This is a genomic window from Marmoricola sp. Leaf446 (genome assembly GCF_001424755.1).
In the GTDB taxonomy this organism is placed as follows: Bacteria; Actinomycetota; Actinomycetes; order Propionibacteriales; family Nocardioidaceae; genus Marmoricola.
Genome location: NZ_LMRF01000001.1, coordinates 1,122,758 through 1,147,743, shown reverse-complemented (window position 1 = coordinate 1,147,743; position 24,986 = coordinate 1,122,758). Strand labels below are relative to the sequence as shown.

General features: G+C 73.0%; 24 protein-coding genes and 3 tRNA genes. 11 read left to right on the top strand and 16 right to left on the bottom strand.

From position 1 onward, the window contains the following. Nucleotides 1-403 precede the first annotated feature (403 nt). The 7 genes from ASG49_RS05385 to ASG49_RS05355 form a co-directional block, all read right to left on the bottom strand. Nucleotides 404-937 carry a hypothetical protein gene (locus tag ASG49_RS05385; RefSeq protein ID WP_056538040.1) on the bottom strand — a complete coding sequence of 178 codons (534 nt, stop codon included), beginning with the start codon at nucleotides 935-937 and terminating at the stop codon, nucleotides 404-406. A gap of 20 nt (nucleotides 938-957) precedes the next feature. Then, nucleotides 958-1,602, bottom strand: coding sequence for a LysE family translocator (locus tag ASG49_RS05380; RefSeq protein WP_056538037.1), 645 nt, complete (start codon nucleotides 1,600-1,602; stop codon nucleotides 958-960). A 53-nt stretch (nucleotides 1,603-1,655) separates the two neighbouring features. After that, the gene (locus ASG49_RS05375) at nucleotides 1,656-1,877 is read right to left on the bottom strand and encodes a hypothetical protein (RefSeq protein ID WP_056538036.1); all 222 of its coding nucleotides are present in this window, start codon (nucleotides 1,875-1,877) and stop codon (nucleotides 1,656-1,658) included. Nucleotides 1,878-1,910: 33 nt separating this feature from the next. Then, nucleotides 1,911-1,982: transfer RNA gene (locus ASG49_RS05370), tRNA-Val, on the bottom strand. Between the two features lie 184 nt (nucleotides 1,983-2,166). Next, on the bottom strand, nucleotides 2,167-2,628 hold the full coding sequence (locus ASG49_RS05365) for a peroxiredoxin (protein WP_056538032.1): 462 nt from the start codon (nucleotides 2,626-2,628) through the stop codon (nucleotides 2,167-2,169). Nucleotides 2,629-2,660: 32 nt separating this feature from the next. Beyond that, entirely contained in the window at nucleotides 2,661-4,382 is a 1,722-nt protein-coding gene (locus ASG49_RS05360) for an AMP-binding protein (RefSeq protein WP_082533795.1), read from the bottom strand. Between the two features lie 24 nt (nucleotides 4,383-4,406). Continuing rightward, nucleotides 4,407-4,823 (bottom strand): DUF3052 domain-containing protein, encoded by a 417-nt coding sequence (locus tag ASG49_RS05355; RefSeq protein ID WP_056538008.1) that lies wholly within the window; start codon nucleotides 4,821-4,823, stop codon nucleotides 4,407-4,409. 248 nt (nucleotides 4,824-5,071) lie between these two features. Between ASG49_RS05355 and aceE the strand changes: the two genes are divergently transcribed. Then, a complete protein-coding gene (aceE, locus tag ASG49_RS05350) occupies nucleotides 5,072-7,876 on the top strand; it encodes a pyruvate dehydrogenase (acetyl-transferring), homodimeric type (RefSeq protein WP_056539831.1) in 2,805 nt (934 codons plus the stop codon). A 42-nt stretch (nucleotides 7,877-7,918) separates the two neighbouring features. Here aceE and ASG49_RS05345 read toward each other — a convergent pair whose 3' ends face one another. After that, nucleotides 7,919-8,902, bottom strand: a complete 984-nt coding sequence (locus ASG49_RS05345) for an alpha/beta fold hydrolase (RefSeq protein ID WP_056538005.1) — start codon at nucleotides 8,900-8,902, stop codon at nucleotides 7,919-7,921. A 308-nt stretch (nucleotides 8,903-9,210) separates the two neighbouring features. Here ASG49_RS05345 and ASG49_RS05340 point away from each other — a divergent pair, with 308 nt between their 5' ends. Continuing rightward, nucleotides 9,211-9,450, top strand: a complete 240-nt coding sequence (locus ASG49_RS05340) for an acyl carrier protein (RefSeq protein ID WP_200936200.1) — start codon at nucleotides 9,211-9,213, stop codon at nucleotides 9,448-9,450. A gap of 16 nt (nucleotides 9,451-9,466) precedes the next feature. On the opposite strand, the gene ASG49_RS05335 is transcribed toward ASG49_RS05340, so the two are convergent. Both ASG49_RS05335 and ASG49_RS05330 read right to left on the bottom strand, forming a co-directional pair. After that, nucleotides 9,467-9,982 carry a DUF3145 domain-containing protein gene (locus ASG49_RS05335; protein WP_056538001.1) on the bottom strand — a complete coding sequence of 172 codons (516 nt, stop codon included), beginning with the start codon at nucleotides 9,980-9,982 and terminating at the stop codon, nucleotides 9,467-9,469. Between the two features lie 146 nt (nucleotides 9,983-10,128). Continuing rightward, entirely contained in the window at nucleotides 10,129-10,899 is a 771-nt protein-coding gene (locus ASG49_RS05330) for a PP2C family serine/threonine-protein phosphatase (protein WP_056537998.1), read from the bottom strand. A gap of 161 nt (nucleotides 10,900-11,060) precedes the next feature. Between ASG49_RS05330 and ASG49_RS05325 the strand changes: the two genes are divergently transcribed. Together ASG49_RS05325 and ASG49_RS05320 are read left to right on the top strand one after the other, a co-directional pair. Further along, nucleotides 11,061-12,458 carry a hemolysin family protein gene (locus ASG49_RS05325; RefSeq protein ID WP_056537995.1) on the top strand — a complete coding sequence of 466 codons (1,398 nt, stop codon included), beginning with the start codon at nucleotides 11,061-11,063 and terminating at the stop codon, nucleotides 12,456-12,458. Continuing rightward, entirely contained in the window at nucleotides 12,455-13,501 is a 1,047-nt protein-coding gene (locus ASG49_RS05320; RefSeq protein ID WP_056537992.1) for a hemolysin family protein, read from the top strand. The genes ASG49_RS05325 and ASG49_RS05320 overlap by 4 nt, the downstream gene beginning before the upstream one ends. 5 nt (nucleotides 13,502-13,506) lie before the next feature. On the opposite strand, the gene ASG49_RS05315 is transcribed toward ASG49_RS05320, so the two are convergent. Further along, complete coding sequence (locus ASG49_RS05315) at nucleotides 13,507-14,307, bottom strand: HAD-IIA family hydrolase (RefSeq protein WP_056537989.1); 801 nt, start codon at nucleotides 14,305-14,307, stop codon at nucleotides 13,507-13,509. Between the two features lie 32 nt (nucleotides 14,308-14,339). Between ASG49_RS05315 and ASG49_RS05310 the strand changes: the two genes are divergently transcribed. Continuing rightward, entirely contained in the window at nucleotides 14,340-14,924 is a 585-nt protein-coding gene (locus ASG49_RS05310; protein ID WP_235561911.1) for a DapH/DapD/GlmU-related protein, read from the top strand. 20 nt (nucleotides 14,925-14,944) lie between these two features. Then, a complete protein-coding gene (locus ASG49_RS05305) occupies nucleotides 14,945-17,065 on the top strand; it encodes a S9 family peptidase (protein WP_056537984.1) in 2,121 nt (706 codons plus the stop codon). Here ASG49_RS05305 and ASG49_RS05300 read toward each other — a convergent pair. After that, nucleotides 16,999-18,198 carry an MFS transporter gene (locus ASG49_RS05300; RefSeq protein ID WP_056537983.1) on the bottom strand — a complete coding sequence of 400 codons (1,200 nt, stop codon included), beginning with the start codon at nucleotides 18,196-18,198 and terminating at the stop codon, nucleotides 16,999-17,001. The two genes, ASG49_RS05305 and ASG49_RS05300, sit on opposite strands and share 67 nt — an antisense overlap. A 25-nt stretch (nucleotides 18,199-18,223) precedes the next feature. Between ASG49_RS05300 and ASG49_RS05295 the strand changes: the two genes are divergently transcribed. Further along, nucleotides 18,224-18,862 (top strand): TetR/AcrR family transcriptional regulator, encoded by a 639-nt coding sequence (locus ASG49_RS05295; RefSeq protein ID WP_056537981.1) that lies wholly within the window; start codon nucleotides 18,224-18,226, stop codon nucleotides 18,860-18,862. Here ASG49_RS05295 and ASG49_RS05290 read toward each other — a convergent pair. Continuing rightward, a complete protein-coding gene (locus tag ASG49_RS05290) occupies nucleotides 18,805-19,590 on the bottom strand; it encodes an SDR family oxidoreductase (RefSeq protein ID WP_056537979.1) in 786 nt (261 codons plus the stop codon). The genes ASG49_RS05295 and ASG49_RS05290 overlap by 58 nt on opposite strands. A 77-nt stretch (nucleotides 19,591-19,667) precedes the next feature. Here ASG49_RS05290 and ASG49_RS05285 point away from each other — a divergent pair, with 77 nt between their 5' ends. The 3 genes from ASG49_RS05285 to ASG49_RS05275 all read left to right on the top strand — a co-directional run bounded on the left by ASG49_RS05285 (nucleotide 19,668) and on the right by ASG49_RS05275 (nucleotide 22,098). Continuing rightward, complete coding sequence (locus ASG49_RS05285) at nucleotides 19,668-20,696, top strand: Atu2307/SP_0267 family LLM class monooxygenase (protein ID WP_056537977.1); 1,029 nt, start codon at nucleotides 19,668-19,670, stop codon at nucleotides 20,694-20,696. Nucleotides 20,697-20,708: 12 nt separating this feature from the next. Continuing rightward, entirely contained in the window at nucleotides 20,709-20,930 is a 222-nt protein-coding gene (locus ASG49_RS18525) for a hypothetical protein (protein ID WP_056537975.1), read from the top strand. A 169-nt stretch (nucleotides 20,931-21,099) separates the two neighbouring features. After that, the gene (locus tag ASG49_RS05275) at nucleotides 21,100-22,098 is read left to right on the top strand and encodes a PD40 domain-containing protein (RefSeq protein WP_056537973.1); all 999 of its coding nucleotides are present in this window, start codon (nucleotides 21,100-21,102) and stop codon (nucleotides 22,096-22,098) included. 80 nt (nucleotides 22,099-22,178) lie between these two features. Here the strand turns inward: ASG49_RS05275 and ASG49_RS05270 are convergent. Both ASG49_RS05270 and ASG49_RS05265 read right to left on the bottom strand, forming a co-directional pair. After that, a tRNA-Ile gene (locus ASG49_RS05270) sits at nucleotides 22,179-22,252 on the bottom strand. Nucleotides 22,253-22,325: 73 nt separating this feature from the next. Further along, entirely contained in the window at nucleotides 22,326-24,011 is a 1,686-nt protein-coding gene (locus tag ASG49_RS05265) for a DEAD/DEAH box helicase (RefSeq protein ID WP_056537970.1), read from the bottom strand. A gap of 86 nt (nucleotides 24,012-24,097) precedes the next feature. Between ASG49_RS05265 and ASG49_RS05260 the strand changes: the two genes are divergently transcribed. Next, entirely contained in the window at nucleotides 24,098-24,850 is a 753-nt protein-coding gene (locus ASG49_RS05260; protein WP_056537967.1) for a PIG-L deacetylase family protein, read from the top strand. Nucleotides 24,851-24,907: 57 nt separating this feature from the next. Here the strand turns inward: ASG49_RS05260 and ASG49_RS05255 are convergent. After that, nucleotides 24,908-24,980 (bottom strand) — tRNA-Asn (locus tag ASG49_RS05255). Nucleotides 24,981-24,986 lie beyond the last annotated feature (6 nt).

Sequence of the window (24,986 nt, the reverse complement as noted above, 5' to 3'; positions counted from 1 at the left end):
CCCGTCCGAGGGCGGTCCGCCCGGCCAGACGACGGCTGGGAACCTCGCGCCGTTGTGCAGGCGTCACCACAACGCCAAGACCCATGGCGGCTGGGACTACCACCGCCGCACCGACGGGTCCTACACCTGGACCTCACCCACCCGGCACCCCTACGACGTGATCCCAGTCCGCCGCGCCCCCCTCGCCGCCGCGAGCACCCGAAGAGCCTGACCGCCCACCACCCGGACCCCATCCCCGGCCCGGGCCACAGGCATGCCCGGACCACGACCACACCGACCCGCGGCACGTAGACGCGCGGACACAAGTTCTCACAACCGCTCCCGAGACCGGGACGATCCCCCGCAGACCGGGCAGCCGCGCGATACTTGTGTCCGCGCGTCTGCGCGCTCGCGCCCCCAGTGCTCAGCCGCGACCAGGACGCAGGCGCGCCGAGAAGGCGTCCGCCTTGCGGCGCACCGAGGCGGAGCGGTGGCCGCGCTGCACCTCCACCAGCCCGGCGACGACCTCCGCGTCCAGGACACCGGACGACGCGAACCCCACCAACGTCCGCAGGACCTCGACCGCGACGATCCAGTCGACGTCGGTGGTGGCCACCCGCGCGACCAGCCAGGCGACGGCCCGGTCGTGCTGCTCGCCCGACAACGACACCTGCCGGAGCACCTGGGCGAGGTGCCACTGCACCGACGCCTGGTCGCGGGTGGTCCAGGTCGTCAGCAGCTCGTCGACGAACGGGTCGACACGGCCCGGGTCGACGCGGCACACCTTCTCGACGGCGTCAACGGCCCGCATCCGCACCCAGGCGTCCTCGTCGTGGACGCAGTCGAGCAGCTCGCGCAGCCGTGTGGGGTCGGCGACGACGGCGTCGACGACCTCGGCGGCGCGACCCAGGGAGTTCGAGCGGCCACCGACCTGCAGCAACTCGGCGAAGGCATCCATCCCGGGGTCCTGCTGGGCCGTCAGGCCACGCGACGTCCGCTGGTCGCGAGCAGGCCGCCGAGACCGATCAGGGCAACGCCGGCGACCCGGTCGACCACCACCCGCGAACGGCGTGCACCCAGCAGCCCCCGCGCCGCTCCGATGCCCATCACGAACACCGCCCACCACGCCAGCCCGAGGACGACGTCCAGCAGCCCCAGCACCACCACCTGGCCGGCGACGGACCCGCCTGGGGAGACGAACTGCGGGAGCACCGCGACGAAGAAGAGCGCCGCCTTCGGGTTGAGCACGTTGGCCACGAACGCCTGGCGCAGCACGCTCCCCGCCGGGAGGCGGCTCGCCCCACCATCGGGACCCGCGACCTCGGCCTCGTCGGCGCGGCGCACTGAGTCACGCAGGGCCCGCAGCCCCAGCAGGACGAGGTACGCCGCGCCCGCGAGCTTGAGCACGGGGAAGGCCTGGGCACTGGCGAGCAGCAGCGCCGCCACCCCCACGGCCGCAGCCGTCAGGTGCACCAGCAGCCCGCACTGGACGCCGATCGCCGCGAGCCAGCCGTCGCGACGGGACCCGGTCGCGTGGCGCATCACCACGAACCAGTCGGGGCGGGGCGTGATGTACGCCAGCGCGGCGACGGCCAGGAAGCCGAGGACGATCCCGAGACCCATGCCGTCCAGGCAACTCCGCAGCCGGGCACGTCGTCAACCCCGCAGGGCCGTCCTCAGCGCTGGACGCGCTTGAGCCGCGGCCGCACGAAGGCGAAGTAGCCGGCCGCCCCGACGGCGCAGGTGAGGATCATCAGCCCGGTGACCAGGCCCTTGCGGAGACCGATCTCGGCGTACGCCCGGTCGGGCTGGAGCGCGGCGTCGACCACCCCCCACAGGCTCAGCCCGATGAGGAACACCAGGAAGAGCAGGACCAGCAGGCCACCCTCGGCACCCATCCCCGCTCTCCTCCTGTCGACGACGCGACGCAGTGGGCGCAGAGGGGATCGAACCCCCGACCACCTCGTTGTAAGCGAGGGGCTCTACCGCTGAGCTATACGCCCTCGGGTGCCGGGAGGCCCCGGCACGCGGCCTCACCCTAGTGGAGCGGGTGTCCGGAGGCGTGACGCGTCCGGGAACGAAGAAGTCGCGCCGCTGGCGTCTCGGGTCACCAGCGGCGCGACAAGATGAACTCTGCCCGACGGAAAGCCGCCATCCAAGGCTTTGGTTGAAACTGGTCCCACAGCACTAGACCACTGCGGCCAGTTGGCGGGCGTGCTCGTCGAGATCGCGCGGGCGCCCCAGGGCGTGGTGTACGTGCCAGCGCACCACGCCACCGGGGTCGACCACGAAGGACGAGCGCGTCGGACCGCCGGAGCGCCGGTCGAGGACGCCGTACGCCGAGGCCACCTCGCCGTGCGGCCAGAAGTCACTGAGCAGCGGGAAGAAGATCCCGTCGCGGTCGGCCAGCGCCCGCTGGGCGTACAGCGGGTCGCAGCTGATCGCGAGCAACGTCGAGCCGGGCGTCTCGAAGTCGCCCAGCCGGTCGCGCAGCCCGGTGAGCTCGCCGGTGCACACACCGCTGAACGCGAACGGGTAGAACACCACCAGCGCCGCCTTGCCGCGGGCGTGCTCGGAGAGCGTGACGTCCTGGCCGTGCTGGTCGGTCAGGGTGAAGTCGGGCGCGGGCTCACCGATGGCGAGGGTCATGGCGCCATCGTGCCAGCCGGGCTCGGGTGCCCTCAGGAGGCCTGCTCGCCGTCGTCGGGAACCTCGTCCGCAGCGCCGTCGGAGCCCTGGTCCGAGCCCCCGTCGGAGGACCCGGCGCCGGGGTTGCCCTCGGCGTCGTACTCCTTGAGGTCCTTCTTGAGGATCTTGCCGGTGGCGTTGCGGGGCAGCTCGTCGAGGAAGACGATCTCGCGGGGCACCTTGTAGCGGGCGAGGTTCTCCTTGACGTGGCCCTTGAGGGTCTCCTCGTCCACGTCGCCGCTGGTCACCACGAAGGCGCGCAGCCGCTTGCCGTAGTCGTCGTCGTCGACACCGATGGCGGCCACGTCGGAGACCGCCTCGTGGCGCGAGAGGCAGTCCTCGACCTCCTGCGGGAACACGTTCTCGCCGCCGGAGACGATCATCTCGTCGTCGCGGCCCTCCACGAAGAGCCGACCCTCGTCGTCGAAGCGGCCCACGTCGCCGCTCGACATCAGGCCGTCGATCATGTCCTTCTTCTCGTCGGTGTCGCCGGTGTAGCCGCCGAAGAGCATCGTGTTGCCGACGAAGATACGGCCCGACTCGCCCTGCTCGACGGGGTTGCCGTCCTCGTCGTAGATCTTCACCACGGTGTTGTACGGCGGCTTGCCGGCCGTGCCGGGGGCGTCGCGCATGTCCTGGGGCTGGGCGATGGTGGCCCAGGCGACCTCGGTCGAGCCGTAGGTGTTGTAGAGGTTCTCCCCGAAGGCGTCCATCCAATCGCTGGCCAGGTCACCGGGCAGCGCGGAGCCGGAGGCGGCGACCACCTTGAGGAACGACCAGTCACCGCTGCGCTCGGACTCGGGCAGCTTGAGGATGCGCTGCATCATCACCGGGATCACCACCATGGCGTCGCACCGCTGCTCGCGCAGCGTCTCCAGCGCCTCGGCCGGGTCGAACTTCCGGCGCAGCACGAGCGTGGAGCCCAGGAGCATCGCGAGGTTGAGGTGGGCCCAGCCCCAGGTGTGGAACAGCGGGGCGGCGATGTAGGTGCGACCCCCGGTCTTGAGCGGCATCCGCGACAGCAGCGCGACGGCGCCGTCGATGCCGGCCTCGTCGCGGGGCGCGCCCTTGGGGGTGCCGGTGGTGCCGGAGGTGAGGATCACCGGACGGGTGGTGTGGTCGGGCACGGCGACCTCGTCGTCCCCGGCCTTCTCGATGAGGTCCTCGACCAGGGTGCTCGAGCCGTCGGCCTCCCCGTCGTGCCAGGCCACCACCCGGGTGACGTCGACACCGGACTTGTCGACCAGCTCGGTGAACTCGTCGTCGAAGACGATCGCGACCGGCTTCTCCCGCTCGCAGACCTCGCCGAGCTGCGGGGCCGAGAAGGCGGTGTTGAGGTAGAGGATGTCGGCGCCGAGCTTGGACAGCGCGGTCGAGACGTCGACGAAGTAGCGGTGGTTGCGGCACAGCACCGCGACGCTGTCGCCCTCGGAGACCCCGACGCCGTGCAGCCCGCGGGCCAGCCGGGTGGCGCGCTCGTCCACCTCGCGCCAGGTCAGCTCGCCCAGCTCGTCGACCAGGCCTACCTCGTCACCGCTGCGGACGGCCAGCGCGCCCATGCCGCCCGCGAAGCCGATGCCACGCTTCTGGAGCGTGGTGGCGATGCCGAGCAGCTTGCGGGGGCCGTAGGGCCGGATCACCCCGCTCGTGGCCATCACCTTGAGCATCCGGGTGTGACGAACTGCCTGCTTGCCGAGCTTGTCGAACGAGGGCATCTAGCGGGGCCTCCTGTGGGTGCGTCAGCGGCTCTTGGGCGCCACCAAACGGGTGCCCGTCCACTCTCTACCCACAGCAACGGTCGTGGTGGTGGAAAGTCCCGCGATCGGGGCGGATTCGGCGACATCCGCCGGGTCCACCGCCCCGGGACGGCCCACCTTGGGGGTCAGCAGCCAGATCGCGCCGCCGCCCACGAGGTCGGTGAGGGAGTCCACGAGCGCGTCCACCAGGTCGCCGTCGTCGTCGCGCCACCACAGCACGACGGAGTCCACGACGTCACCGTGGTCGCCGTCCACCATGTCGGCGTCGATGGCGTCCTCGATCGCCTGTCGCACGTCGTCGTCGACGTCCTCGTCCCAGCCGAGCTCCTGCACGACCGTGCCGGGCTTGAGACCCAACCGGTCGCCCAGCGCTACGTCGCCCCCTGTGCTCGGGCTCACCTTGCAGCCTCCAAATCCGTGTCCCCCAGTGGCACGCGCCGGGTCCTCCCGGGCGTGATGTGCCCGTAGTCCACTAGACCTCCCCGCCGGACGCAAGCCTCACGCCCGCTCCCGGGCGCGGCGGACCCGCCTGGTGGGACGGGGCCGGACGGCGTACTCGTCAGTAAATTCTCCCGTGCCGCTGACGGTGGCACGATTGGGCTGTGAGCGACTCCGAGAAGACCTCTTCGCAGGCCGAGCAGACGGTCGTGCCGGCCCAGGCCCCCACCCCGCAGGCCTCCGCACCCCGCGCCTCCGTCATCCACGAGGGACTGCCCACGCAGCTCCCCGACATCGACCCCGACGAGACCCAGGACTGGCTGGACTCGTTCGACGCGATGCTCAGCGACCGCGGTCGCGACCGGGCGCGCTACGTGATGCTGCGGCTGCTGGAGCGGGCGCGCGAGGGCTCCGTGGGGGTGCCGGCGCTGCGCAGCACCGACTACATCAACACCATCCCGCCCGAGCGGGAGCCGTGGTTCCCCGGCGACGAGGACATCGAGCGCCGGATCCGCGCCTTCATCCGCTGGAACGCCGCGGTCACCGTCTCCGACGCCAACCGCCCCGGGCTCGAGGTCGGCGGCCACATCGCGACCTACCAGTCCTCCGCCTCGCTCTACGAGGTCGGCTTCAACCACTTCTTCCGCGGCCACGACCACCCCGGCGGCGGCGACCAGGTCTACATCCAGGGCCACGGCTCCCCGGGCGTCTACGCCCGCGCCTACCTCGAGGGCCGGCTGACCGAGCAGCAGCTGCTCCACTTCCGCCAGGAGGTGCAGCACGGCATCGGCAAGGGCCTGCCGTCCTACCCCCACCCCCGCCTGATGCCCGACTTCTGGGAGTTCCCCACGGTGTCGATGGGCCTGACCGGCATCAACTCGATCTACCAGGCACGGTTCAACCGCTACCTGCAGAACCGCGGCATCAAGGACACCTCGCAGCAGTCGGTCTGGGCCTTCCTCGGCGACGGCGAGATGGCCGAGCCCGAGTCGCTGGGCGCGATCACCGTCGCCGCCCGCGAGGAGCTCGACAACCTGACCTGGGTCATCAACTGCAACCTGCAGCAGCTCGACGGCCCGGTGCGCGGCAACGGCAAGATCATCCAGGAGCTGGAGTCCAACTTCCGCGGCGCCGGCTGGAACGTCATCAAGGTGATCTGGGGCCGCGAGTGGGACGACCTGCTCGCCCGCGACGTCGACGGCGTGCTGGTCAACGCGATGAACAGCACCCCCGACGGACAGTTCCAGACCTACTCGGTCGAGGACGGCGCCTACAACCGCGAGCACTTCTTCGGTCGCGACCCGCGCCTGAAGAAGATGGTCGAGCACATGACCGACAAGCAGATCGAGAAGCTGCCGCGCGGTGGCCACGACTACCGCAAGGTGTACGCCGCCTTCGAGGCGGCCGCCAAGCACGCCGGCCAGCCGACCGTGATCCTGGCCCACACCGTCAAGGGGTGGACCATCGAGGGGCTGGAGGGCAAAAACGCCAGCCACCAGATGAAGAAGCTCAAGCTCGACGACCTGAAGAAGTTCCGCGACCGGCTCTACCTGCCGATGAGCGACAAGGAGCTGACCGCGGCCTACGAGGCCGACGGCACCGCGCCGTTCTTCCACCCGGGCAAGGACTCCGACGAGATCCAGTACATGCTCGAGCGGCGCCGCCAGCTCGGTGGCTCGATCCCCCGCCGGGTGATCCGCGCCAAGGAGCTCAAGGTCCCCGGCGACGAGAGCTACAAGGAGCTCAAGGCCGGGTCGGGCAAGTCCAAGGTCGCGACCACGATGGCGGTCGTACGGCTGCTGCGCGACTGGATGAAGGACAAGGAGATCGGCAAGCGCATCGTGCCGATCGCCCCCGACGAGTACCGCACGTTCGGCATGGACTCGATGTTCCCGAGCGCGAAGGTCTACAACCCCTTCGGCCAGCGCTACGAGTCGGTCGACCGCAAGCTGCTGCTGAAGTGGCGCGAGGACGTCGACGGTCAGCTGCTCCACGAGGGCATCTCCGAGGCGGGCGCGATGGCCTCGGCCACGGCCGCCGGCTCGTCGTACTCCACGCACGGCGAGGTGATGATCCCGTTCTACATCTTCTACTCGATGTTCGGGTTCCAGCGCACCGGCGACTCGATCTGGGCGATGGCCGACCAGCTGGCCCGCGGCTTCCTCATCGGCGCCACGGCCGGTCGCACCACGCTGACCGGTGAGGGCCTGCAGCACGCCGACGGCCACTCGCCGCTGCTCGCGGCGACCAACCCGGCGGTCGTGCACTACGACCCGGCCACGTCCTACGAGGTCGCGCACATCATGCAGGACGGCCTGCGCCGGATGTACACCTCGAGCGAGGAGCACCCGCACGGCGAGGACGTCATCTTCTACATGACCGTCTACAACGAGCCGGTCAGCCAGCCCGCCGAGCCCGAGGACCTCGACCTCGAGGGCCTGCTCAAGGGCATCTACAAGTTCTCCGACGCCCCCGAGGTCGCGCGCGACTCCGGCGACGCGCCGCGCGCCCAGCTGCTCGCCTCGGGCATCGGGTTCCCCTGGATCCAGAAGGCGCAGCAGCTGCTGGCCGACGACTGGGGCGTGGCCGCCGACCTGTGGTCGGTGACCTCGTGGAACGAGCTGGCCCGCGAGGCCGTCGACGCCGACCGCTGGTCGCTCAACCACCCCGGCGAGAAGGCACGCGACGCCTACGTCACGACCAAGCTGGAGGGGGCGATCGGCCCGGTCGTCGCGGTCAGCGACTACATGCGCGCGGTCCCGATGCAGATCGCCCACTGGGTGCCCGAGGACTACCACGTGCTCGGCACCGACGGGTTCGGCTTCGCCGACACCCGCCCGGCCGCCCGCCGCTACTTCCAGGTCGACGCCGAGAGCGTCGTCGTGGCGACCCTGCGGGCCCTCGCCCAGCGCGGCGAGGTCAAGCCCGAGCTGGTGACCGAGGCGTTCGAGAAGTACCGCATCGACGACCCGACCGCCGTCTCCGACGTCGCCCAGGAGGGCGGGGACGCCTGAGGTCCTGCGATCCGGCGCCTGGCCGCCCGGGAGTCGGGTGGGTCAGGCGCCGGGCAGCTGGGCGACCGGCGTCATCGGCGCCTCGCCGGCCTCGGCCCGGTTGGAGGGCAGCGCGGGGCCGTTGCGGAGCAGGGTGCGCCAGCGCCCCCGGTGGTACGACGCGGGCTGGGTCGCGCGGACGAACTCCTGGACGACCCGCACGAACCGCTCCGGGTGGTCCTTGTGGGGGAAGTGCCCGGCGTTGGGCACGATCTCCACGACCGCGCCCGGGGCGGTACGCGCGGCGTTGTCGGCGTGTTTCGCCGGGATGACCATGTCGTCGGTGCCCCAGACCACCAGCATCGGCATCGCCTGGGTCAGGTAGGCCCGGTCGACCATGGTGACGATCTGGCCCTTCATGTCGACCACGGCGCGCACCACGTGGGCGATCGCGGCCCGGGCCCGGGGGTCCTTGAACGACTCGTAGATGTCGGCGACCTCGGCCAGGTCCCGGGTGCCGTGCAGGCCGGTGCGCGACAGCGCCCGGAGGCCCGCCTTGCCGACGTGGCGCACGCCGGGCAGGGTGGCCAGGCCCATCGCCTGGTGGAAGCCGGGGAGCGTGATCAGTCGGATGAGCGGGGTCACCTCGGGCCCGAGGCCGCCCGGGGCGACCAGGATCATCCGCTCGGTGCGCTCGGGGAACTGGTAGGCGAACTGCATCGCCACGCCACCGCCGAAGCTGTGGCCCACCACGGTGACCTTGTCGACGCCCAGCACGGTCAGCAGGTCGCGCATGCCGTTGGCGTAGCCGCCCACGGAGTAGTCGGCCCGGGGCTTGGCGCTGACGCCGTGGCCCAGCAGGTCGGGCGCGATCACGGTGAAGTGGCGCGCGAGGTCGCGGATGGCCGGGAACCACGTGGTGTGGTCGCAGCCGAGGCCGTGGAGGAGGAGCAGCGCCGGGCCCGAACCGGCACGCACGAAGGCGCGCTCGTGACCGTGGATGGTCACGCGCTGCAGCTCGAAGGCCGCGTCGGGCTCCGTGGTCATGCACACTCCTGGGGTTCGGTCGGCCTCCCGGGCAGAGTCAACCACGCACGGTTGGGTTCCGGTTGGTCGCCGCGCGACGGGGCCGACAGGTGGACGGTAGAGGTGAATCCCCCGTCCTGGTGGGCGATTCTCGATTGTGGGGCGCCGGAACGGGTACTCCTGGCGACCCGCGTGACGGGTACGATCCGCGGGTGCCGCCCCGCTTCGTCCGTCCCGTGCCGCGACCCGGTCGACGACCGGGTCGACGACCGGCCACGGGTGCTCCCGGCCCCGACCGGACGACCTCGCCGGACCTGGACCCGCGGCGGGTGCGCCAGGTGGCGGAGCTGGTCGAGCTGGTGACGGGCACGCCTGCGGGCGACGTACGGCCCGAGCACCGGTTCGTCGACGACCTGCGGGTCGACTCGCTGTCGATGATCGAGGTGCTGGAGGGCTTCGAGCGCCGGCTGGGCGTGCGCGTGCCCGACGCCGTCACCCGCGAGCTGGTCCACGTCGGCGACCTCGTCGACTTCCTGGCCCACCAGGAGCGTCGTACGCCGGGGGCCTGAGGCGCTGCGCCGCAGGTCAGACGACGTGGTGCAGCCAGCGCACCGCGACACCCTCGCCGGCGTGACGGAAGGTCTCGAGCTCGGCGTCCCACGCCTTGCCGAGCAGCTTGTCGACCTCGAGCTCGAGGGTGGTCTCGCCCAGCGACGCCTTGACGAGGGCGGCCTTGAGCCGGTCCTCGGGGATCATCACGTCGCCGTGCAGGCCGGTGACGGCGTGGAAGACGCCCAGCGTGGGGGTGACGGCGTAGCGCGCCCCCTCGGTGGAGGACGTCGCCTCCTCGGTGACCTCGAAGCGCAGGTGGTTCCAGCCGCGCAGCGCCGAGGTGATGGCGGCGGCGGTTCCGGTGTCGCCGGACCAGGAGTACTCGGTGCGGTAGTGGCCGGCCTGCGCGGGCTGCGGGGTCCACTCGACGCGCGGGGCGAGGCCGAGCACCCCGCCGACGGCCCACTCGACGTGCGGGCACAGCGCAGAGGGCGTGGAGTGCACGTAGAGCACACCACGCGTGGTGGGACGGTTGGCTGCAGCACTCACGGGGACCTCCTCAGGCTCGGCGTCGAGGTACGCCTTCCCCAGCGGTCTCGAACGAGCAGGCAGGTCACATGACGTGCGGTGCAGATGTGGACTTGTGCGTCCAGTGTGACGCATGGCCACGGCCGTGACCAGCGGAACGCCGAAACTCAGGCGGTGCGCCGGGTCGGGCCCACGCCGGCGACGACGGCGAGGCGCGGGTCGCGCACGGCGCCGACCAGGACACCGTCGTGGCTCGCGGGCACGCCCGGCACGACGGTGGCCAGCACGCAGGTGATGTTGTCGCGGCCACCCGCGTCGTTGGCCGCCGCGACCAGGGCGGTCACGGCGGCGTCGTCGGACCGGTGGTCGGCCAGGACGCCGGCGACGGCCGCGTCGTCGACGAGGTCGGTGAGCCCGTCGCTGCACAGCAGCACGCGGTCGCCGCGGCGCAGGTCGAGCCGGGTCACCTCGCCGGTCTCCCCGGGGTCGCCCCCGAGGCTGCGCACGACCACGTGGCGCCAGGGGTGCTCACGCGCCTCGGCCGCGGTCAGCCGGCCGTCGTCGAGCAGGTCCTGGACGACGGTGTGGTCACGGGTGACGCGGGTCAGGGTGCGCTCGCGCCAGACGTAGGCCCGCGAGTCGCCGAGGTGGGCCAGCGCGAAGCGGCGGCCGTCGCCGAGGACGGCGGTCAGCGTCGTGGCCATCCCGGTGCGGCGCTCGTCCTGGGCGACACCGAGGGCCACCTGCTCCTGCGCCAGTCGTACGCCGCTGCGCAGCCCGGCCAGCGGGTCGGCGTACGCCCCCGGCAGGGCGAGGGCCGAGAGCACGTGGACCGCGGTGGCCGAGGCGACCTCACCGGCGGCCGCTCCCCCGACGCCGTCGGCGACGACGAGCAGGCCCGGACCGGCGTACCCCGAGTCCTCGTTGTGCTCGCGCACGCGGCCGCGATCGCTGGCTGCAGCACCGGTGAACCTCAGCACGGTCGACCACCCTCTCCCGACATCTGGTCAACGGCCCGGGGCCGCGAGGTGTTCCGGGGCGCGGGCTCACGCGCACGGGCGCGGTCACCGGCACGGCCCCCACCCCCCACAATGGGGGGATGGAATGGCTCCTGCTGGCGGTCTCGGCCGGCCTCGTGCTGGCCTGCGGCGTCTTCGTGGCAGCCGAGTTCAGCTTCGTCACCGTCGACCGCTCGAGCGTGGAGAAGGCGGCCGCCGGCGGCGACAAGGGCGCCGAGGGCGTCCGGGTCGCGCTGAAGTCGCTCTCCACCCAGCTGTCGGGGGCCCAGGTCGGCATCACGCTGACCAACCTGGCCATCGGCTTCCTGGCCGAGCCGGCCATCTCGCGGCTGATCCGCGGGCCGCTGGAGCTGGTCGGGACCCCGGAGTCGGCGATCACGCCGATCTCGGTCGCGGCCGGCCTCGTGCTGGCCACGGGCCTGACCATGATCTTCGGCGAGCTGGTGCCCAAGAACCTCGCCATCGCGCTGCCGCTGGCCACGGCCAAGGCCACCCAGGTCCCGATGCGGGTCTTCACCACCGCGATGCGCGGCCCGATCCGGCTGCTCAACGGCTCGGCCAACGCGATCGTCCGCGCGCTCGGCGCGGAGCCCCAGGAGGAGCTGCGCTCGGCCCGCTCGGTCGACGAGCTGGCCTCGCTGACCAAGCGCAGCGCGACCGAGGGCACCCTCGACAGCGAGACGGCCAACCTGGTGGAGCGCTCGGTGGCCTTCGGACCGCGCACCGCCGGCGAGATCATGACGCCGCGGGTGCAGATGGCCTGCGTCGACGCGACCGACCCGGTCAGCGAGATCATCGACCTGTCGAGCTCGACGGGGTTCTCCAAGTTCCCCGTCATCAAGGGCACCTCGGACAACGTGGTGGGCTCGGTCCACGTCAAGCAGGCGGTCGCGGTCCCCCGCTCCGAGCGCAGCGACACCCTGATCCGCGAGGTGATGGTCGAGGCCACCGTCGTGCCCGAGTCGCTGCGGCTCGACCCGCTGCTCTCGTTGCTGCGCGGCGAGGGCTTCCAGATGGCGATCGTCTCCGACGAGTACGGCGGGACGGCCGGGGTCGTGACGCTGGAGGACGTCGTCGAGGAGATCGTGGGCGACATCGCCGACGAGCACGACCGCTACGGCTCCCGGCTGCGGCAGCGCCCCGACGGGTCCTGGATCGTCTCCGGGCTGCTGCGGCCCGACGAGGTCGCCGCGGCCACCGGCTTGGAGCTGCCCGAGGACGAGGACTACGACACCGTCGCCGGCCTCCTGGTGCGCGAGCTGGGCCGGATCCCCGAGCGCGGCGACCGGGCGCTGGTGCCGCTGCCCGTCGAGGTGCCCGAGGACGACGACGAGGCCCCGGTCCAGGAGCACGTGGTGCTGCGGGTGGAGCGGATGGACGGGCTGCGCGTCGACCGGATCTCGATCCGCCGGCTGCTGCCCGACGACGCCGACCCGACGCCCGGCTCGGCCCGCACCGACGGGGAGGTGGCCCGATGAGCACCCAGGCCGCCCTGCTGCTCGGCGTCGCGCTGCTGCTCGCCAACGCGTTCTTCGTCGGCGCCGAGTTCGCTCTCGTCTCCGCGCGGCGCACGCAGATCGAGCCGCGGGCCAAGCAGGGCTCCCGGATGGCGCGCTCGACCCTCCAGGCGATGGAGAAGGTCTCGCTGGTGATGGCGGGCGCCCAGCTCGGCATCACCGTGTGCTCGCTGGGCCTCGGTGCGGTCGCCGAGCCCGCGCTCGCCCACCTGCTCGAGCCCGTCGCCCACGCGGTGGGCATCCCCGAGGTGTGGGTGCACCCGGTCGCGTTCGTGATCGCCCTGGTCGTGGTGGTCTACCTCCACGTCGTGCTGGGCGAGATGGTGCCCAAGAACCTCGCGCTCGCCGGCCCCGAGCGGGCCGCGCTGCTCTTCGGGCCGCCGATGATGCTGGTCATCACCGTGCTCCGTCCCGTGGTCTGGCTCTTCAACGCCATCGCCAACGGCCTGATCCGGCTGCTGCGCATCGAGCCCCGCGACGAGGTCAGCTCCTCCTTCACCCGCGAGCAGGTGGAGGCGATGGTCGACGAGTCGCGCGCCGAGGGGCTCCTGGAGGAGCGGGAGTACGAGCGCCTCTCCGGCGCGCTGGGGTTCACCTCGCGCACCGTCGCCGACGTGCTGCTGCCCCTCGCGGACCTGGAGACCGTACGCCGCGGCGCCCGCGCCTCCGACGTGGAGGTGGTGTGCGCCCGCACCGGCTTCTCCCGCTTCCCGGTGGCGGCCGACGACGGGGCCCTGGTCGGCTACCTGCACATCAAGGACGTGCTCCAGTCCGACCCCCAGGGCCGGGCGCGGGTCGTGGAGGACAAGTGGATCCGGCCGTTCGCGACCGTCCGCACCGAGGACACCCTGGTGGGCGCGCTGCAGACCATCCAGGCGCGCGGCGCCCACATGGCGCGGGTCGTGGACCCCGCGGGCCAGGTCGTCGGCGTGGCCACCCTCGAGGACGTCATCGAGGAGCTGGTCGGCGAGATCCGCGACGCGGCCCACGCCGAGGGGCGCTAGGGCGGCTACATCTCGCCGGCGGCGGTCGAGGCCAGCTCGACAAGGTCGGCGACGGAGTCGACGACGCGGGTGGGGCGGTAGGGGAAGGTGTCGATCATGTCGGGGCGGGTCGAGCCGGTGGTGACCAGGACGGTGCGGATGCCGGCCTCGAGGCCGCTGATGATGTCGGTGTCCATCCGGTCGCCGACCATCACCGTGGTCTCGGAGTGGGCCTCGAGCCGGTTGAGCGCGCTGCGCATCATCAGCGGGTTCGGCTTGCCGATGTAGTAGGGCTCGCGGCCGGTCGCGCGGCTGATCAGCGCGGCCACCGAGCCGGTCGCCGGCAGCGTGCCCTGGGGGCTGGGACCGCTCGGGTCGGGGTTGGTGGCGATGAAGCGGGCGCCGGACTCGATCAGCCGGATCGCCTTGGTGATCGCCTCGAAGGAGTAGGTGCGGGTCTCGCCGAGCACGACGTAGTCGGGGTTGCGCTCGGTCATCACGTAGCCGATGTCGTGCAGCGCGTTGGTCATGCCGGCCTCCCCCACGACGTACGCCGTGCCCTCGGGCCGCTGGTCCGCCAGGAAGTCCGCGGTGGCCAGCGCCGAGGTCCAGATCGACTCCTCGGGCACGTCGATGCCGCTGCCGAGCAGCCGGGCCCGCAGGTCGCGCGGGGTGAAGATGGAGTTGTTGGTGAGCACGAGGAACTTCTTGCCCGACGCCTTGAGCGCCTCGACGAAGTCGCTCGCGCCCACGATGGCGTCCTCCTCGTGGACGAGCACGCCGTCCATGTCGGTGAGCCAGGTCTCGATCGGCCGCACGGTGTCCATGCGCCCATCGTTCCACGCCTAGCGTGTCCCCCATGCCTGCAGAGACCCTCGGCCCCCCGCGCACGATGCGCGACCGCATGCTCGCCGGTGAGCCGTACGCCCTGGACCGCGACCTCACCACCCGCGCGGACCGCGCGGCCGACCTGGCCGCGACCCACGCCGCGACCCCGGCCAGCGCCCGCGACACCCGCCGCTCGCTGCTGGAGGACCTGCTCGGCCAGGTCGGCACCGACGTGGAGGTCCGCGGCCCGCTGCGCGTTGGGCTCGGCGAGCAGCTCCGGCTCGGCGACCGCGTGGAGGTCGCGGGCGGGCTGGTCGTCGAGGACGCCGCCCCGGTGAGCGTCGGCGACGACGTGCGGATCGGGCACGACGTGCGGCTGCTCACCGTCACCCTCCCCCTCGACGCCGGCCAGCGCCGCGACGGCTGGCGGGTCGCCCGGCCGGTCACGATCGGGCCGGACGTGTGGCTCGGTGACGGCGTGACGGTGCTGCCCGGCGTCACCGTCGGGGCCGGCACGGTCGTGGGCGCCGGCTCGGTGGTCACGCGCGACCTGCCGGCCGGTGTGCTGGCCGTCGGCAACCCGGCCGCGGTCATCCGGCAGCTCGTGGCCGAGTGAGGCCTGTCTAGGCTCGACGGGTGCCCGACTCCCTCCCCCCGCTGGCCCCCGCCCGCCGCACGACCTGCGTGATCCACGGCCGCGAGCGCCACGACGACCTCGAGTGGCTGCGCGCCAAGGACGACCCCGAGGTGCTCGGGCTGCTGGAGGCCGAGAACGCCTGGACCGAGCAGGCGACCGCCCACCTCGCCGGCCTCCGCGACACGGTCGTCGAGGAGATCCGCTCGCGCACCCAGGAGACCGACCTCTCGGTGCCCGTGCGCCGGGGCGGTCACTGGTACTACGGCCGGTCCTTCGAGGGTCGGGAGTACGGCGCGTCGTGCCGCGTCCCCGTCGCGGACCCGGCCGACTGGACCCCGCCCGTGCCGGCCGACACCGCGCCCGACCGGCCCGCACTGCCCGGCGAGCAGGTGCTGCTCGACCTCGACGCCCTGGCCCAGGGACACGACTTCTTCTCCCTCGGTGCCTCGACCGTCAGCCCCGACGAGCACCTGCTGGCGTGGGCCACCGACGTGGTGGGTGACGAGCGCTACGAGGTGCGGGTCCGGGACCTGCGCACCGGCGAGGAGCTGCCCGACCGGCTGGTCGGCACGGCCGGCAGCGTGACCTGGGACCCCGACGGCACCGCGCTCTACTACGTCACCGTCGACGACTCCTGGCGCGCCGACAAGGTGTGGCGCCACGTGCTCGGCACCGAGCAGGACGCCGACGAGCTGGTCCGCCACGAGACCGACCAGCGGTTCGCGGTCGGGGTGGGGCGCACCCGCTCGGAGCGGTTCGTGATGGTGGTGTCGCACTCCAAGACGACCGCGGAGTACGCCGTCCTCGACGTCACCCGCCCCGAGCTCGGCCTGCGGGTCTTCCTCCCCCGCCGCGACGACCTCGACTACAGCCTCGAGCACGCCGTGATCGCCGGGGAGGACCGGTTCGTGGTCACGCACAACGCCGACGGGCCCGACTTCGCCGTCGCCACCGCCCCGGTCGACCCGACGCCGGTCGAGGAGTGGCAGCCGCTCCTCGCCCACGACCCGTCCACCCGCATCGAGGACGTCGACGCCTTCGCCGGCCACCTCGTGGTCAGCCAGCGCAGCGGCGGCCTGTCCCGCCTGCGCGTGCTGACGCTGGACGACGACGGTGTCGCCGACGACTTCCTGGTGCCGTTCGACCGCGAGGTCTACACCGTGGGCCTGCGCGGCAACCGCGAGTTCGACGCCCCGGTGATCCGGCTCGGGTTCGCCTCGCTCGCGGTGCCGGCGTCGGTCTACGACTTCGACGTCGCCTCACGGTCGCTCACGCTGCTGCGGCGTACGCCGGTGCTGGGCGACTTCGACGCCGACGCCTACGAGGAGCACCGGCTGTGGGCCACCGCCCCCGACGGGGAGCAGGTGCCGATCTCCCTGGTCGTGCGCCGCGACGCGCGCGCAGGCGGGCCGGTGCCGACCCTGCTCTACGGCTACGGCTCCTACGAGGCCTCCATGGACCCGTACTTCTCGGTGGCGCGGCTCTCGCTGCTCGACCGGGGCGCGGCGTTCGCGATCGCCCACGTCCGCGGCGGCGGCGAGCTCGGCCGGCGGTGGTACGACGACGGCAAGCTGCTGCACAAGCGCAACACCTTCACCGACTTCGTCGCCTGCGGCGAGCACCTGCGGGCGCAGGGCTGGGCCAGCCGACTGGTCGCCGAGGGCGGGAGCGCCGGTGGTCTGCTGATGGGCGTGGTGGCCAACGAGGCGCCCGCGCTGTTCGACGGGATCGTGGCCGGGGTGCCGTTCGTGGACAACCTGACCACCATGCTCGACGCGACGCTGCCGCTCACGGTCACGGAGTACGACGAGTGGGGCAACCCCGAGGCCGACGCGGACGTCTACGACTACATCGCCTCCTACGCGCCCTACGACAACGTGAGCGAGCAGGACTACCCGCCGATCCTGGCCGAGACCTCGCTCAACGACACGCGGGTGCTCTACGTCGAGCCCGCCAAGTGGGTCGCGAAGCTGCGCTCCACCGCCCCCGACCGGCGCCCCGACGTGCTGCTCAAGACCGAGATGTCGGCCGGCCACGGCGGGGTGTCCGGGCGCTACCAGGCGTGGGCCCGCCGGGCCTTCACGCTCGCCTGGGTGCTGGACCGGCTCGGGCTGGCCTGAGCCGACGGCCGGATCCCCGCCGCCACCAGCAGCACCGCCGCGCACGCCCAGAACGCCGCGAGGACGCCGACGCGCTCGGCCAGCAGCCCGGTCGCCGCGGCGCCCAGCGCCTGGCCGCCGGTCAGCGCCACGAACAGCGTCGCCGTGGCCTGGCCGGCCGTGCCGGGCCGCACGACCCCCGCCCACGCGATGAGGACCCCGCTGAGCGCGGTGTAGGCGCCGCCGAAGAGCGCCGCGGCCAGCGCGGCCACGGCCACCTGGCCGGGCGCGAGCGCCAGCAGCGCGGTGCCGAGCGCGCTCAGGCCCGCCGTCAGCGTCCAGGCACGGCGCAGCCCCAGCACGCGGACGGCGTCGCCGCTCAGCGCCCCGAGCACGGCGGCCGTGCCCAGCAGCACCCACAGCGCGGCGGTGGTGCGCCCCGGCAGACCACCCGTGGTGGTCACGAGGTCGCGGCCGAAGGTCCAGAAGGCGGCGCTGCCGAGCCCGGCGACCGCCGCGGCGGCACAGGCCCGCCTCAGGCTCGCGCCGCGGGGGCGGCGGGCCCGGTCGGGCGGTTGCGGGACCGGCGCCGGCCAGGCCGTGCGCCGGTCGACGACCAGGGCGGCGAGCAGCGCGCCCACGGCCGCCACGGCCCACGCCGGGCGCCAGGCCTCCGGCACCGCCAGCACGGCCACCCCGGTCACGGCCACCCCGACGCCGGTCCCGGCGTTGACGACCGCCTGGGCGCGGGCGGCGAGCGGGCGGCGTACGGACGCGGCGACGGCGACCACCATCGCCGGCGACGCCGCCCCGGCGGCGCTGCCGGCGACGAGCACACCCGCGGCGAGCGCCGGGGTGGTGGTCGCGAGCGCCACGGTCGTCGCGCCCGCGGCCGCGAGGAGCGCGGCCAGCCAGAGCACGGCCCGGGCCCCGGGCCGGTCGATCAGGCGCTGGGCGGCGAGCGCGGCCACGCAGTACGCCGCGAAGCTCCCTGCCGCGACGAGCCCCGCCAGCCCGGAGGAGAGCGAGAACTCCCGGGCGAGCACGGGCAGCTGCAGCCCGAAGCCGTAGCGGACCACGCCGTAGGTGATCGCGATGAGCCCGGTGCCCGCCGCGACGACGGCCGTCGGCCCCGACTGAAACGTTCGTTTCATCATAGTGATCGTTACAGTACTCCGCATGGCCATTGACGACACCCGGGCCCCGGCGCGCGAGCGGCTGCTCGACGCCGCCGAGGAGCTGTTCTACGAGCACGGCATCGCCGCCACCGGGGTCGACGCGGTGCTGCGCCGGGCGGGCGTGGCGCCGGCGACGCTCTACGCCCACTTCGGGGGCAAGGACCACCTGGTCGCGGCCTACCTCACCCGGCGACTCGAGCGCTGGCGGACCACCTGGGACGCCGTCCTCCAGCGGTGCGGCGACGACCCGGTGGCCCGGGCGCTGTCGGTGCTGGACGCGCTGGCGGAGTTCCAGCGCTCCCCCGGCAGCGCCCGCGGCTGTGCCTTCCTCGCCGCGTCGGTGGAGGTGGTCGACCCCACGCATCCCGCGCACGAGGTCGTGGCCGCCGACACGCGGCTGCTCCACGAGCGGCTCCACGCGGAGGCCGCGGCGACCGGCGCGGCCGACCCGGGAGCGCTCGCGACCGAGCTGCTGCTGGTGTACGACGGGGCGCTGGCCGCCCGGGCGCGGGGCTGCCTCTCGGGTGACGGCGGGATGCCGCTCGACACCGCCCGGGCGCTCGCCCGGGCGGCGGTGGCGCGTCACACCACGATCGGTGTCGCCCCGCCGTCCATCGACACGATCGCGCCGTTGACGTAGCTGGCCCGGGCCGAGGCGAGGTAGACGACCGTCTCGGCGACCTCCCGGGGCTCGGCGAGACGACCGAGGGGCGCGCTGCCGACCTGCCGGGCCAGCGCCTCCTCCTCGGAGATGCCCTCCAACCGCGCGGTGGCCTTGAGGCCCTCGCTCTGCCGCTCCGTCAGCGTGGCGGCGGGGTTGACGGCGTTGACCCGCACCCCGCTGGGTCCGTAGGCGTTCGCGAGGCCCGCGGTGACCAGCATCAGCGCCGCGTTGGCCGCTCCCCCGGCCAGGTGGGTCGGCGCCGCGCGCTTTCCACCTGACCCGATCACGTTGACGATGCTGCCCCGGCCGCGCTCGGCCATCAGCTTCACCACCGGGTCGACGACGTGGACGTAGGTGAAGAACTTCGCCTGCATCGCGGCGTGCCAGGCTGCGGCGTCGAGCTCCGCGAACGGCGTACGACGCGCCGCGCCGGCCGAGCTGACGAGCACCTCGATCGGCCCGGCCTGCTGCTCGACGCGGCCGACGACGTCGAGCGCCTGCTGCGGGTCCTGGAGGTCCGCGGCGTACGTCGTGACGCGGTCGCCGGCGTCCAGGGAGGCCGCCGCGGCGTCGAGGTTGTCCTGCCCGCGGGAGACCAGGGCGACGCGCGCACCCTCCTCGAGCGCGACCTGGGCGACGGCGAGGCCGATGCCCTTGCTGCCGCCTGTGACGAGGACGAGGGAGTCGCGCAGCTGGAGGTCCATGCCTCCGGAGCCTAGGCGAGCGGGTGGTTGAATTCGATGCGACGGGGCGGACCGCCCGACCCGGTGGAGAGGCACCCGTGCACATCGGCATCGACAGCTTCGTCGCAGAGGTCACCGACCCGACCACCGGCCACGTGGTCGGCCCCGCGGAGCGGATGGAGCACCTGCTCGAGGAGATCACGCTCGCCGAGACCTCGGGGCTGTACTCGTTCGGGATCGGCGAGCATCACCGCCGCGAGTACTACGACTCCGCTCCCCCGATCATCCTGGCCGCCGCCGCGGCCCGCACCTCCCGCATCCGCCTCGGCAGCGCGGTCAAGGTGCTCAGCGCCGACGACCCGGTGCGGGTGTTCCAGCAGTTCGCGACCCTCGACCTGATCAGCAAGGGCCGGATCGACCTCGTCGTGGGGCGCGGCTCCTTCACCGAGGCGTTCCCGCTGTTCGGGCTCGACCTCGCCGACTACGACTCGCTGTTCACCGAGAAGCTCGAGCTGCTGCTGCGGCTGCGCGACGAGCAGGAGGTCACCTGGTCGGGCCGGCACCGGCCGCCGCTGGTCCGCCAGACGGTCTACCCCCGCCCGCTGCAGGACCCGCTGCCGATCTGGGTCGGCGTCGGCGGCACCCCGGAGTCGTTCGCCCGCGCCGGCCTGCTCGGCCTGCCGCTGATGATCGCGATCATCGGCGGCGAGCCGCGTCAGTTCGCCCCGCTCGTCGAGCTCTACCGCCGCGCCGGAGCACAGGCCGGGCACGCACCGGAGAAGCTCCAGGTCGGGCTGCACGTCTTCGGCTACGTCGCCGAGTCGGTGAAGCAGGCGGCCGACACGATCTACCCCGGCTGGCACCAGATGTTCAGCACGATCTCCCGCGAGCGCGGCTTCCGCGCCCCCACCCGCGGCCAGTTCGACGCCACCTCCGGCCCCGACGGCGCCTTCTTCATGGGCGACCCCGACACGCTGGCCGAGAAGATCCGCCGCGTCGCCGAGCAGCTCGGCGGTGTCGACCGGCTCTCGATGCAGATGACCAACCCGCGCCTGGCCCACGACGACCTGCTCCGCGGCATCGAGCTGCTCGGCACCGAGGTCGCACCGCGGGTCGCGCGGGTCTGAGGAGGAGGGGACGTGTTCGACGAGCCCGCGCCGCTCGCCCCGACCGGGGTCGAGGTGTGGTTCGCGGTCGCGGCGGCGGTCGCCGTGGTCTTCGCCGGCTTCGCGATCTGGAAGCTGGTCCGGCACGAGTGGTCGGTCGGCTTCGCCCTCACGCTGGTGCTGCTGACCTTCGTCGTCCCCTTCGCCGGGCCGGTGGTCCTGCTCGCCCGGTGGTTGTGGCGCCGGGCACGCTGAGCCGGAGGGGCTCCACCGGGTCGCCCGCGACCGAGGCACAGATCCGCGACGGCGGGAAGGGGCCGGCACGGACGCACGTCTCCGGGCTAGCGCGTTCGCGCGCCAGCGTTGACGTGGCGAGGGGTGGGGCGTCCACTCAGGGGGCGGGGGCCGAGTCAGGAGCGACACGATGACCCACCCCCACGGCACGACCACGGGAGTCCTGTGCGGGCTGCTGCTCGCCTCCGGGCTGGCAGCCGGACCGGCCGAGGCGGCGTACCCCGGGGACAACGGGCGCATCGTCTTCGGTCGACCAGACAGCGGCGGCAACCTCCAGGTGTGGACCGCGCGGATCGACATGACCCGGCAGCGGCAGCTCACCAGCGGCGCCGCCGGCAGTGGCTGGGCCACCTGGTCGCCGAGGGCCCGCCGGATCGCCTTCGACAGCAACCGGGCCGACCCCGACCCCGGTGACGAGGTCGGCATCAACGACGTCTTCACGATGCGGGCCGACGGGTCCGGCGTACGTCGGGTCACCGGCGGCGACGGGTACGCCGGGGACCCGTCGTGGACCCCCGGCGGCCGTCGGCTGCTGTTCGTCTCCGACGAGGGCGACTACCCCGCCGGGCAGGGCGTCTACTCCTCCCGACCCGACGGCAGCGGCCTGCGCCGGGTCACCACCCTCCCCGCCGGCGCCGGCTCCGACACCGCCCCGAAGGCCTCGCCCGACGGCCGCCGGATCGTGTTCACGCGCTACGTCCCCACCGGGACCGGCGAGGAGACCTCGGCGCTCCACCTGGTCGACCCCGACGGATCCCACCTGCGCCGCCTTCGCACGACCGGCCGGCTGCGCCCCGGGGACGCCGACTGGTCCCCCGACGGCCGGCACCTCGTCTTCGAGGCCGCCGGCACCCGAGCGGGGAGTCGCGGCGACATCTTCACGATCCGCCGCGACGGCACCCGGCTGCGCAACCTGACCCGCAACGAGACCGGCCGACAGGGGGCCGCCGACCCGGTCTACTCCCCCGACGGCAGGCGCATCCTGTTCGTCAGCGGCGAGTTCCCCGCCGACGGGCCACCCCGGGTCGGCCTGGCGACCATGCGACCGGACGGCAGCCACCGCACGAGGCTGCCCGGCACCCCCGCCTTCGAGGACCAGCCGGACTGGCGGTCGGTCGGCCGCCGGTGAGACCGGCCGTCACCGCAGGCCCGGGGGGCGCGGGTCGGCTCGCAGGCCGGCGGTCACGACGGCCGTGACCGGCCCCGGCGTAGGGCGGGTGGGGCTTGAACCCACGACCGGAGGATTATGAGTCCTCTGCTCTGACCAGCTGAGCTACCGCCCCTCGGTCGGGGAGCCTAGTCGGGCCACGATGCCGCTCCAGCGGAGGGCGCGACCGTCGGCGGGGCCCGACCGGCTCAGCCCTTGTGGCGCGGCTTCTTGTGGGGAGCGCTGTCGTGCTTGCGGGGCGGGCCGGAGGCGCGACGGGGGCCGCGGTCGGGCTGGAGGTCGATCAGCACGCCCGAGATGCGGGTCTCCGAGAGCTTGGCCAAGGTCTCCTGCGACAGGTCGGCGGGGAGCTCGACCACGGTGAAGGCCGGCTTGATGTCGATACGACCGAAGTCGGAGCGCTTCAGGCCCCCCTCGTTGGCGAGCGCGCCGACGATCATCCGCGGCTCGACCCGGTGGCGCTTGCCGACCTGGATCTTCCACGGCACCAGGTTGCTGCCGGTCTCGCGACGCTCGCGGCGCTCGGGGGTCACCTCGGGGACGTCCTCGACGAACAGCGGCTCGCCGTCCTGGGCGAGGACGGCGATGGCGGCGGCCACGTCGGCGACCGGCACGTCGTGCTCCGAGGCGTAGGACTCGACGAGCTCGCGGAAGACGCCGAGCTGGCTGTCGCCCAGCGCCTGCGTGATGGCCTGGGTGAACTTGGTGACCCGGAAGGCGTTGACGTCCTCGACGGTCGGGAGCTGCATCTGCACCAGCGTGGTGCGGTTGGCCTTCTCGATCGAGCGCAGCAGGTAGTTCTCGCGGGGGGTGATGAACGAGATCGCGTCACCGCTGCGCCCGGCGCGACCGGTGCGGCCGATGCGGTGGACGTAGGACTCGGTGTCGGTGGGGATGTCGTAGTTGACGACGTGGCTGATCCGCTCGACGTCGAGGCCGCGGGCCGCGACGTCGGTGGCGACGAGGATGTCGAGCTTGCCCTTGCGCAGCTGGTCGATGGTGCGCTCGCGCTGCACCTGGGCGACGTCGCCGTTGATCGCCTGGGCGGCGAAGCCGCGGGCGCGGAGCCGCTCGGCGAGCTCCTCGGTGGCGTGCTTGGTGCGGACGAAGATGATCATGCCGTCGAAGTTCTCGACCTCGAGGATGCGCGTGAGGGCGTCGATCTTCCGCGGGTGCGGCACCTTGAGGTAGCGCTGCGTCACGTTGGTGGCGGTGCCCGAGGAGCTCTTCACCGTGATCTCGGTGGCGCCGGGTGCGTAGCGCTTGATGATGCGGCGGATCTGCGAGGGCATCGTCGCGCTGAACAGCGCCAGCTGCTTGCCCTCAGGGGTGCGGGCCAGGATCGTCTCGACGTCCTCGGCGAAGCCCATGTTGAGCATCTCGTCGGCCTCGTCGAGCACCACGAAGCGCAGGCCGCTGAGGTCGAGGGTGCCCTTCTCGAGGTGGTCCATCACGCGGCCCGGCGTGCCCACGACGACGTGGACGCCGCGGCGCAGCGCGGAGAGCTGGACGCCGTAGCCCTGGCCGCCGTAGACGGGCAGCACGTGCAGGCCCTTGATGTGGGCGGCGTAGCGACCGAACGCCTCGGAGACCTGGAGCGCCAGCTCACGGGTGGGCGCGAGCACCAGCACCTGCGGGGAGGCCTCGCTGACGTCGATGCGCGAGAGGATCGGCAGCGCGAACGCCGCGGTCTTGCCGGTGCCGGTCTGGGCCAGGCCGACGACGTGCTGGCCGTCGAGCAGCGGCGGGATCGCCTGCGCCTGGATCGCCGAGGGGCTCTCGTAGCCGACGTCCTTGAGGACCTTCTCCACCCGGGGGTCCAGACCCAGCTCGTCGAACCTCAGGCCGTCCACTGCTTCGATGCTCTCGTTCACCGGCCAAGCGTAGTGCCCCGCCGGACCCGCGTTTACCAGACCGACTGTGCCCTTGCGCACCCGGAGCCAGCCACTAGCGTCGGGTCATGGACCGACCCCCGCCCCTGGAGCACCTCGACGAGACCTGGGACCGGGCGCTGTGCATCGTCGCCCACCCCGACGACATGGAGTTCGGCGCGGCCGCCGCGGTCGCCCGCTGGACCGGGCAGGGCAAGTGGGTCGGCTACACGATGGTGACCAGCGGCGAGGCCGGCATCGACGCCCTGGCGCCGGGCGACTGCCGCACCGTCCGCGAGGCCGAGCAGGTCGCGTCGGCCCGGATCGTCGGGGTCGACGTCGTGGACTTCCTGCACCAGCCCGACGGGGTCCTCGAGCACGGCGTACCGCTACGCCGCCTGCTGGCCGAGCAGGTCCGCCGCCACCGCCCCGACGTGGTGGTCACCGGCAACTTCCGTGAGACCTGGGGCGGTCGCAACCTCAACCAGGCCGATCACGTCGCGGTGGGCCGCGCGGTCGTCGACGCCGTGCGCGACGCCGGCAACCGGTGGGTCTTCGGCGAGCAGCTGACCGGTCAGGGCGGGGACCTCGAGCCCTGGGGCGGGGTCCGCGAGGTGTGGGCGTTCGGGTCGCCGGAGTCCACCCACGCCGTCGACACGACCGACACCTTCGACGCCGGGGTGGCCTCGCTGGAGGCCCACGGCGCCTACATCGACGGGCTCGGCTGGGCCGACTGGGACGCCCGGGAGTTCCTCGAGGGCATCGCCCGACCGACCGGCCAGCGGCTCGGGGTGGCGCTGGCGGCACCCTTCGAGGTGTTCCCGATGGGCTGGGGCGACTGAGGCCCGGCGTACGACGAAGGCCCTGATCCGCAGTGGATCAGGGCCTTCGTCGCTGTGCTCCCCCGGTTGGACTCGAACCAACAACCCTCCGATTAACAGTCGAATGCTCTGCCAATTGAGCTACAGGGGATCGCGC

Coding starts and splice junctions, on each gene's coding strand:
- ASG49_RS05385 (WP_056538040.1), bottom strand. CDS start 937: ATGGATGCCTTCGCCGAGTTGCTGCAGGTCGGTGGCCGCTCGAACTCC.
- ASG49_RS05380 (WP_056538037.1), bottom strand. CDS start 1,602: ATGGGTCTCGGGATCGTCCTCGGCTTCCTGGCCGTCGCCGCGCTGGCG.
- ASG49_RS05375 (WP_056538036.1), bottom strand. CDS start 1,877: ATGGGTGCCGAGGGTGGCCTGCTGGTCCTGCTCTTCCTGGTGTTCCTC.
- ASG49_RS05365 (WP_056538032.1), bottom strand. CDS start 2,628: ATGACCCTCGCCATCGGTGAGCCCGCGCCCGACTTCACCCTGACCGAC.
- ASG49_RS05360 (WP_082533795.1), bottom strand. CDS start 4,382: ATGCCCTCGTTCGACAAGCTCGGCAAGCAGGCAGTTCGTCACACCCGG.
- ASG49_RS05345 (WP_056538005.1), bottom strand. CDS start 8,902: ATGACCACGGAGCCCGACGCGGCCTTCGAGCTGCAGCGCGTGACCATC.
- ASG49_RS05325 (WP_056537995.1), top strand. CDS start 11,061: ATGGAATGGCTCCTGCTGGCGGTCTCGGCCGGCCTCGTGCTGGCCTGC.
- ASG49_RS05320 (WP_056537992.1), top strand. CDS start 12,455: ATGAGCACCCAGGCCGCCCTGCTGCTCGGCGTCGCGCTGCTGCTCGCC.
- ASG49_RS05315 (WP_056537989.1), bottom strand. CDS start 14,307: ATGGACACCGTGCGGCCGATCGAGACCTGGCTCACCGACATGGACGGC.
- ASG49_RS05310 (WP_235561911.1), top strand. CDS start 14,340: ATGCCTGCAGAGACCCTCGGCCCCCCGCGCACGATGCGCGACCGCATG.
- ASG49_RS05300 (WP_056537983.1), bottom strand. CDS start 18,198: ATGAAACGAACGTTTCAGTCGGGGCCGACGGCCGTCGTCGCGGCGGGC.
- ASG49_RS05295 (WP_056537981.1), top strand. CDS start 18,224: ATGGCCATTGACGACACCCGGGCCCCGGCGCGCGAGCGGCTGCTCGAC.
- ASG49_RS05290 (WP_056537979.1), bottom strand. CDS start 19,590: ATGGACCTCCAGCTGCGCGACTCCCTCGTCCTCGTCACAGGCGGCAGC.
- ASG49_RS05275 (WP_056537973.1), top strand. CDS start 21,100: ATGACCCACCCCCACGGCACGACCACGGGAGTCCTGTGCGGGCTGCTG.
- ASG49_RS05260 (WP_056537967.1), top strand. CDS start 24,098: ATGGACCGACCCCCGCCCCTGGAGCACCTCGACGAGACCTGGGACCGG.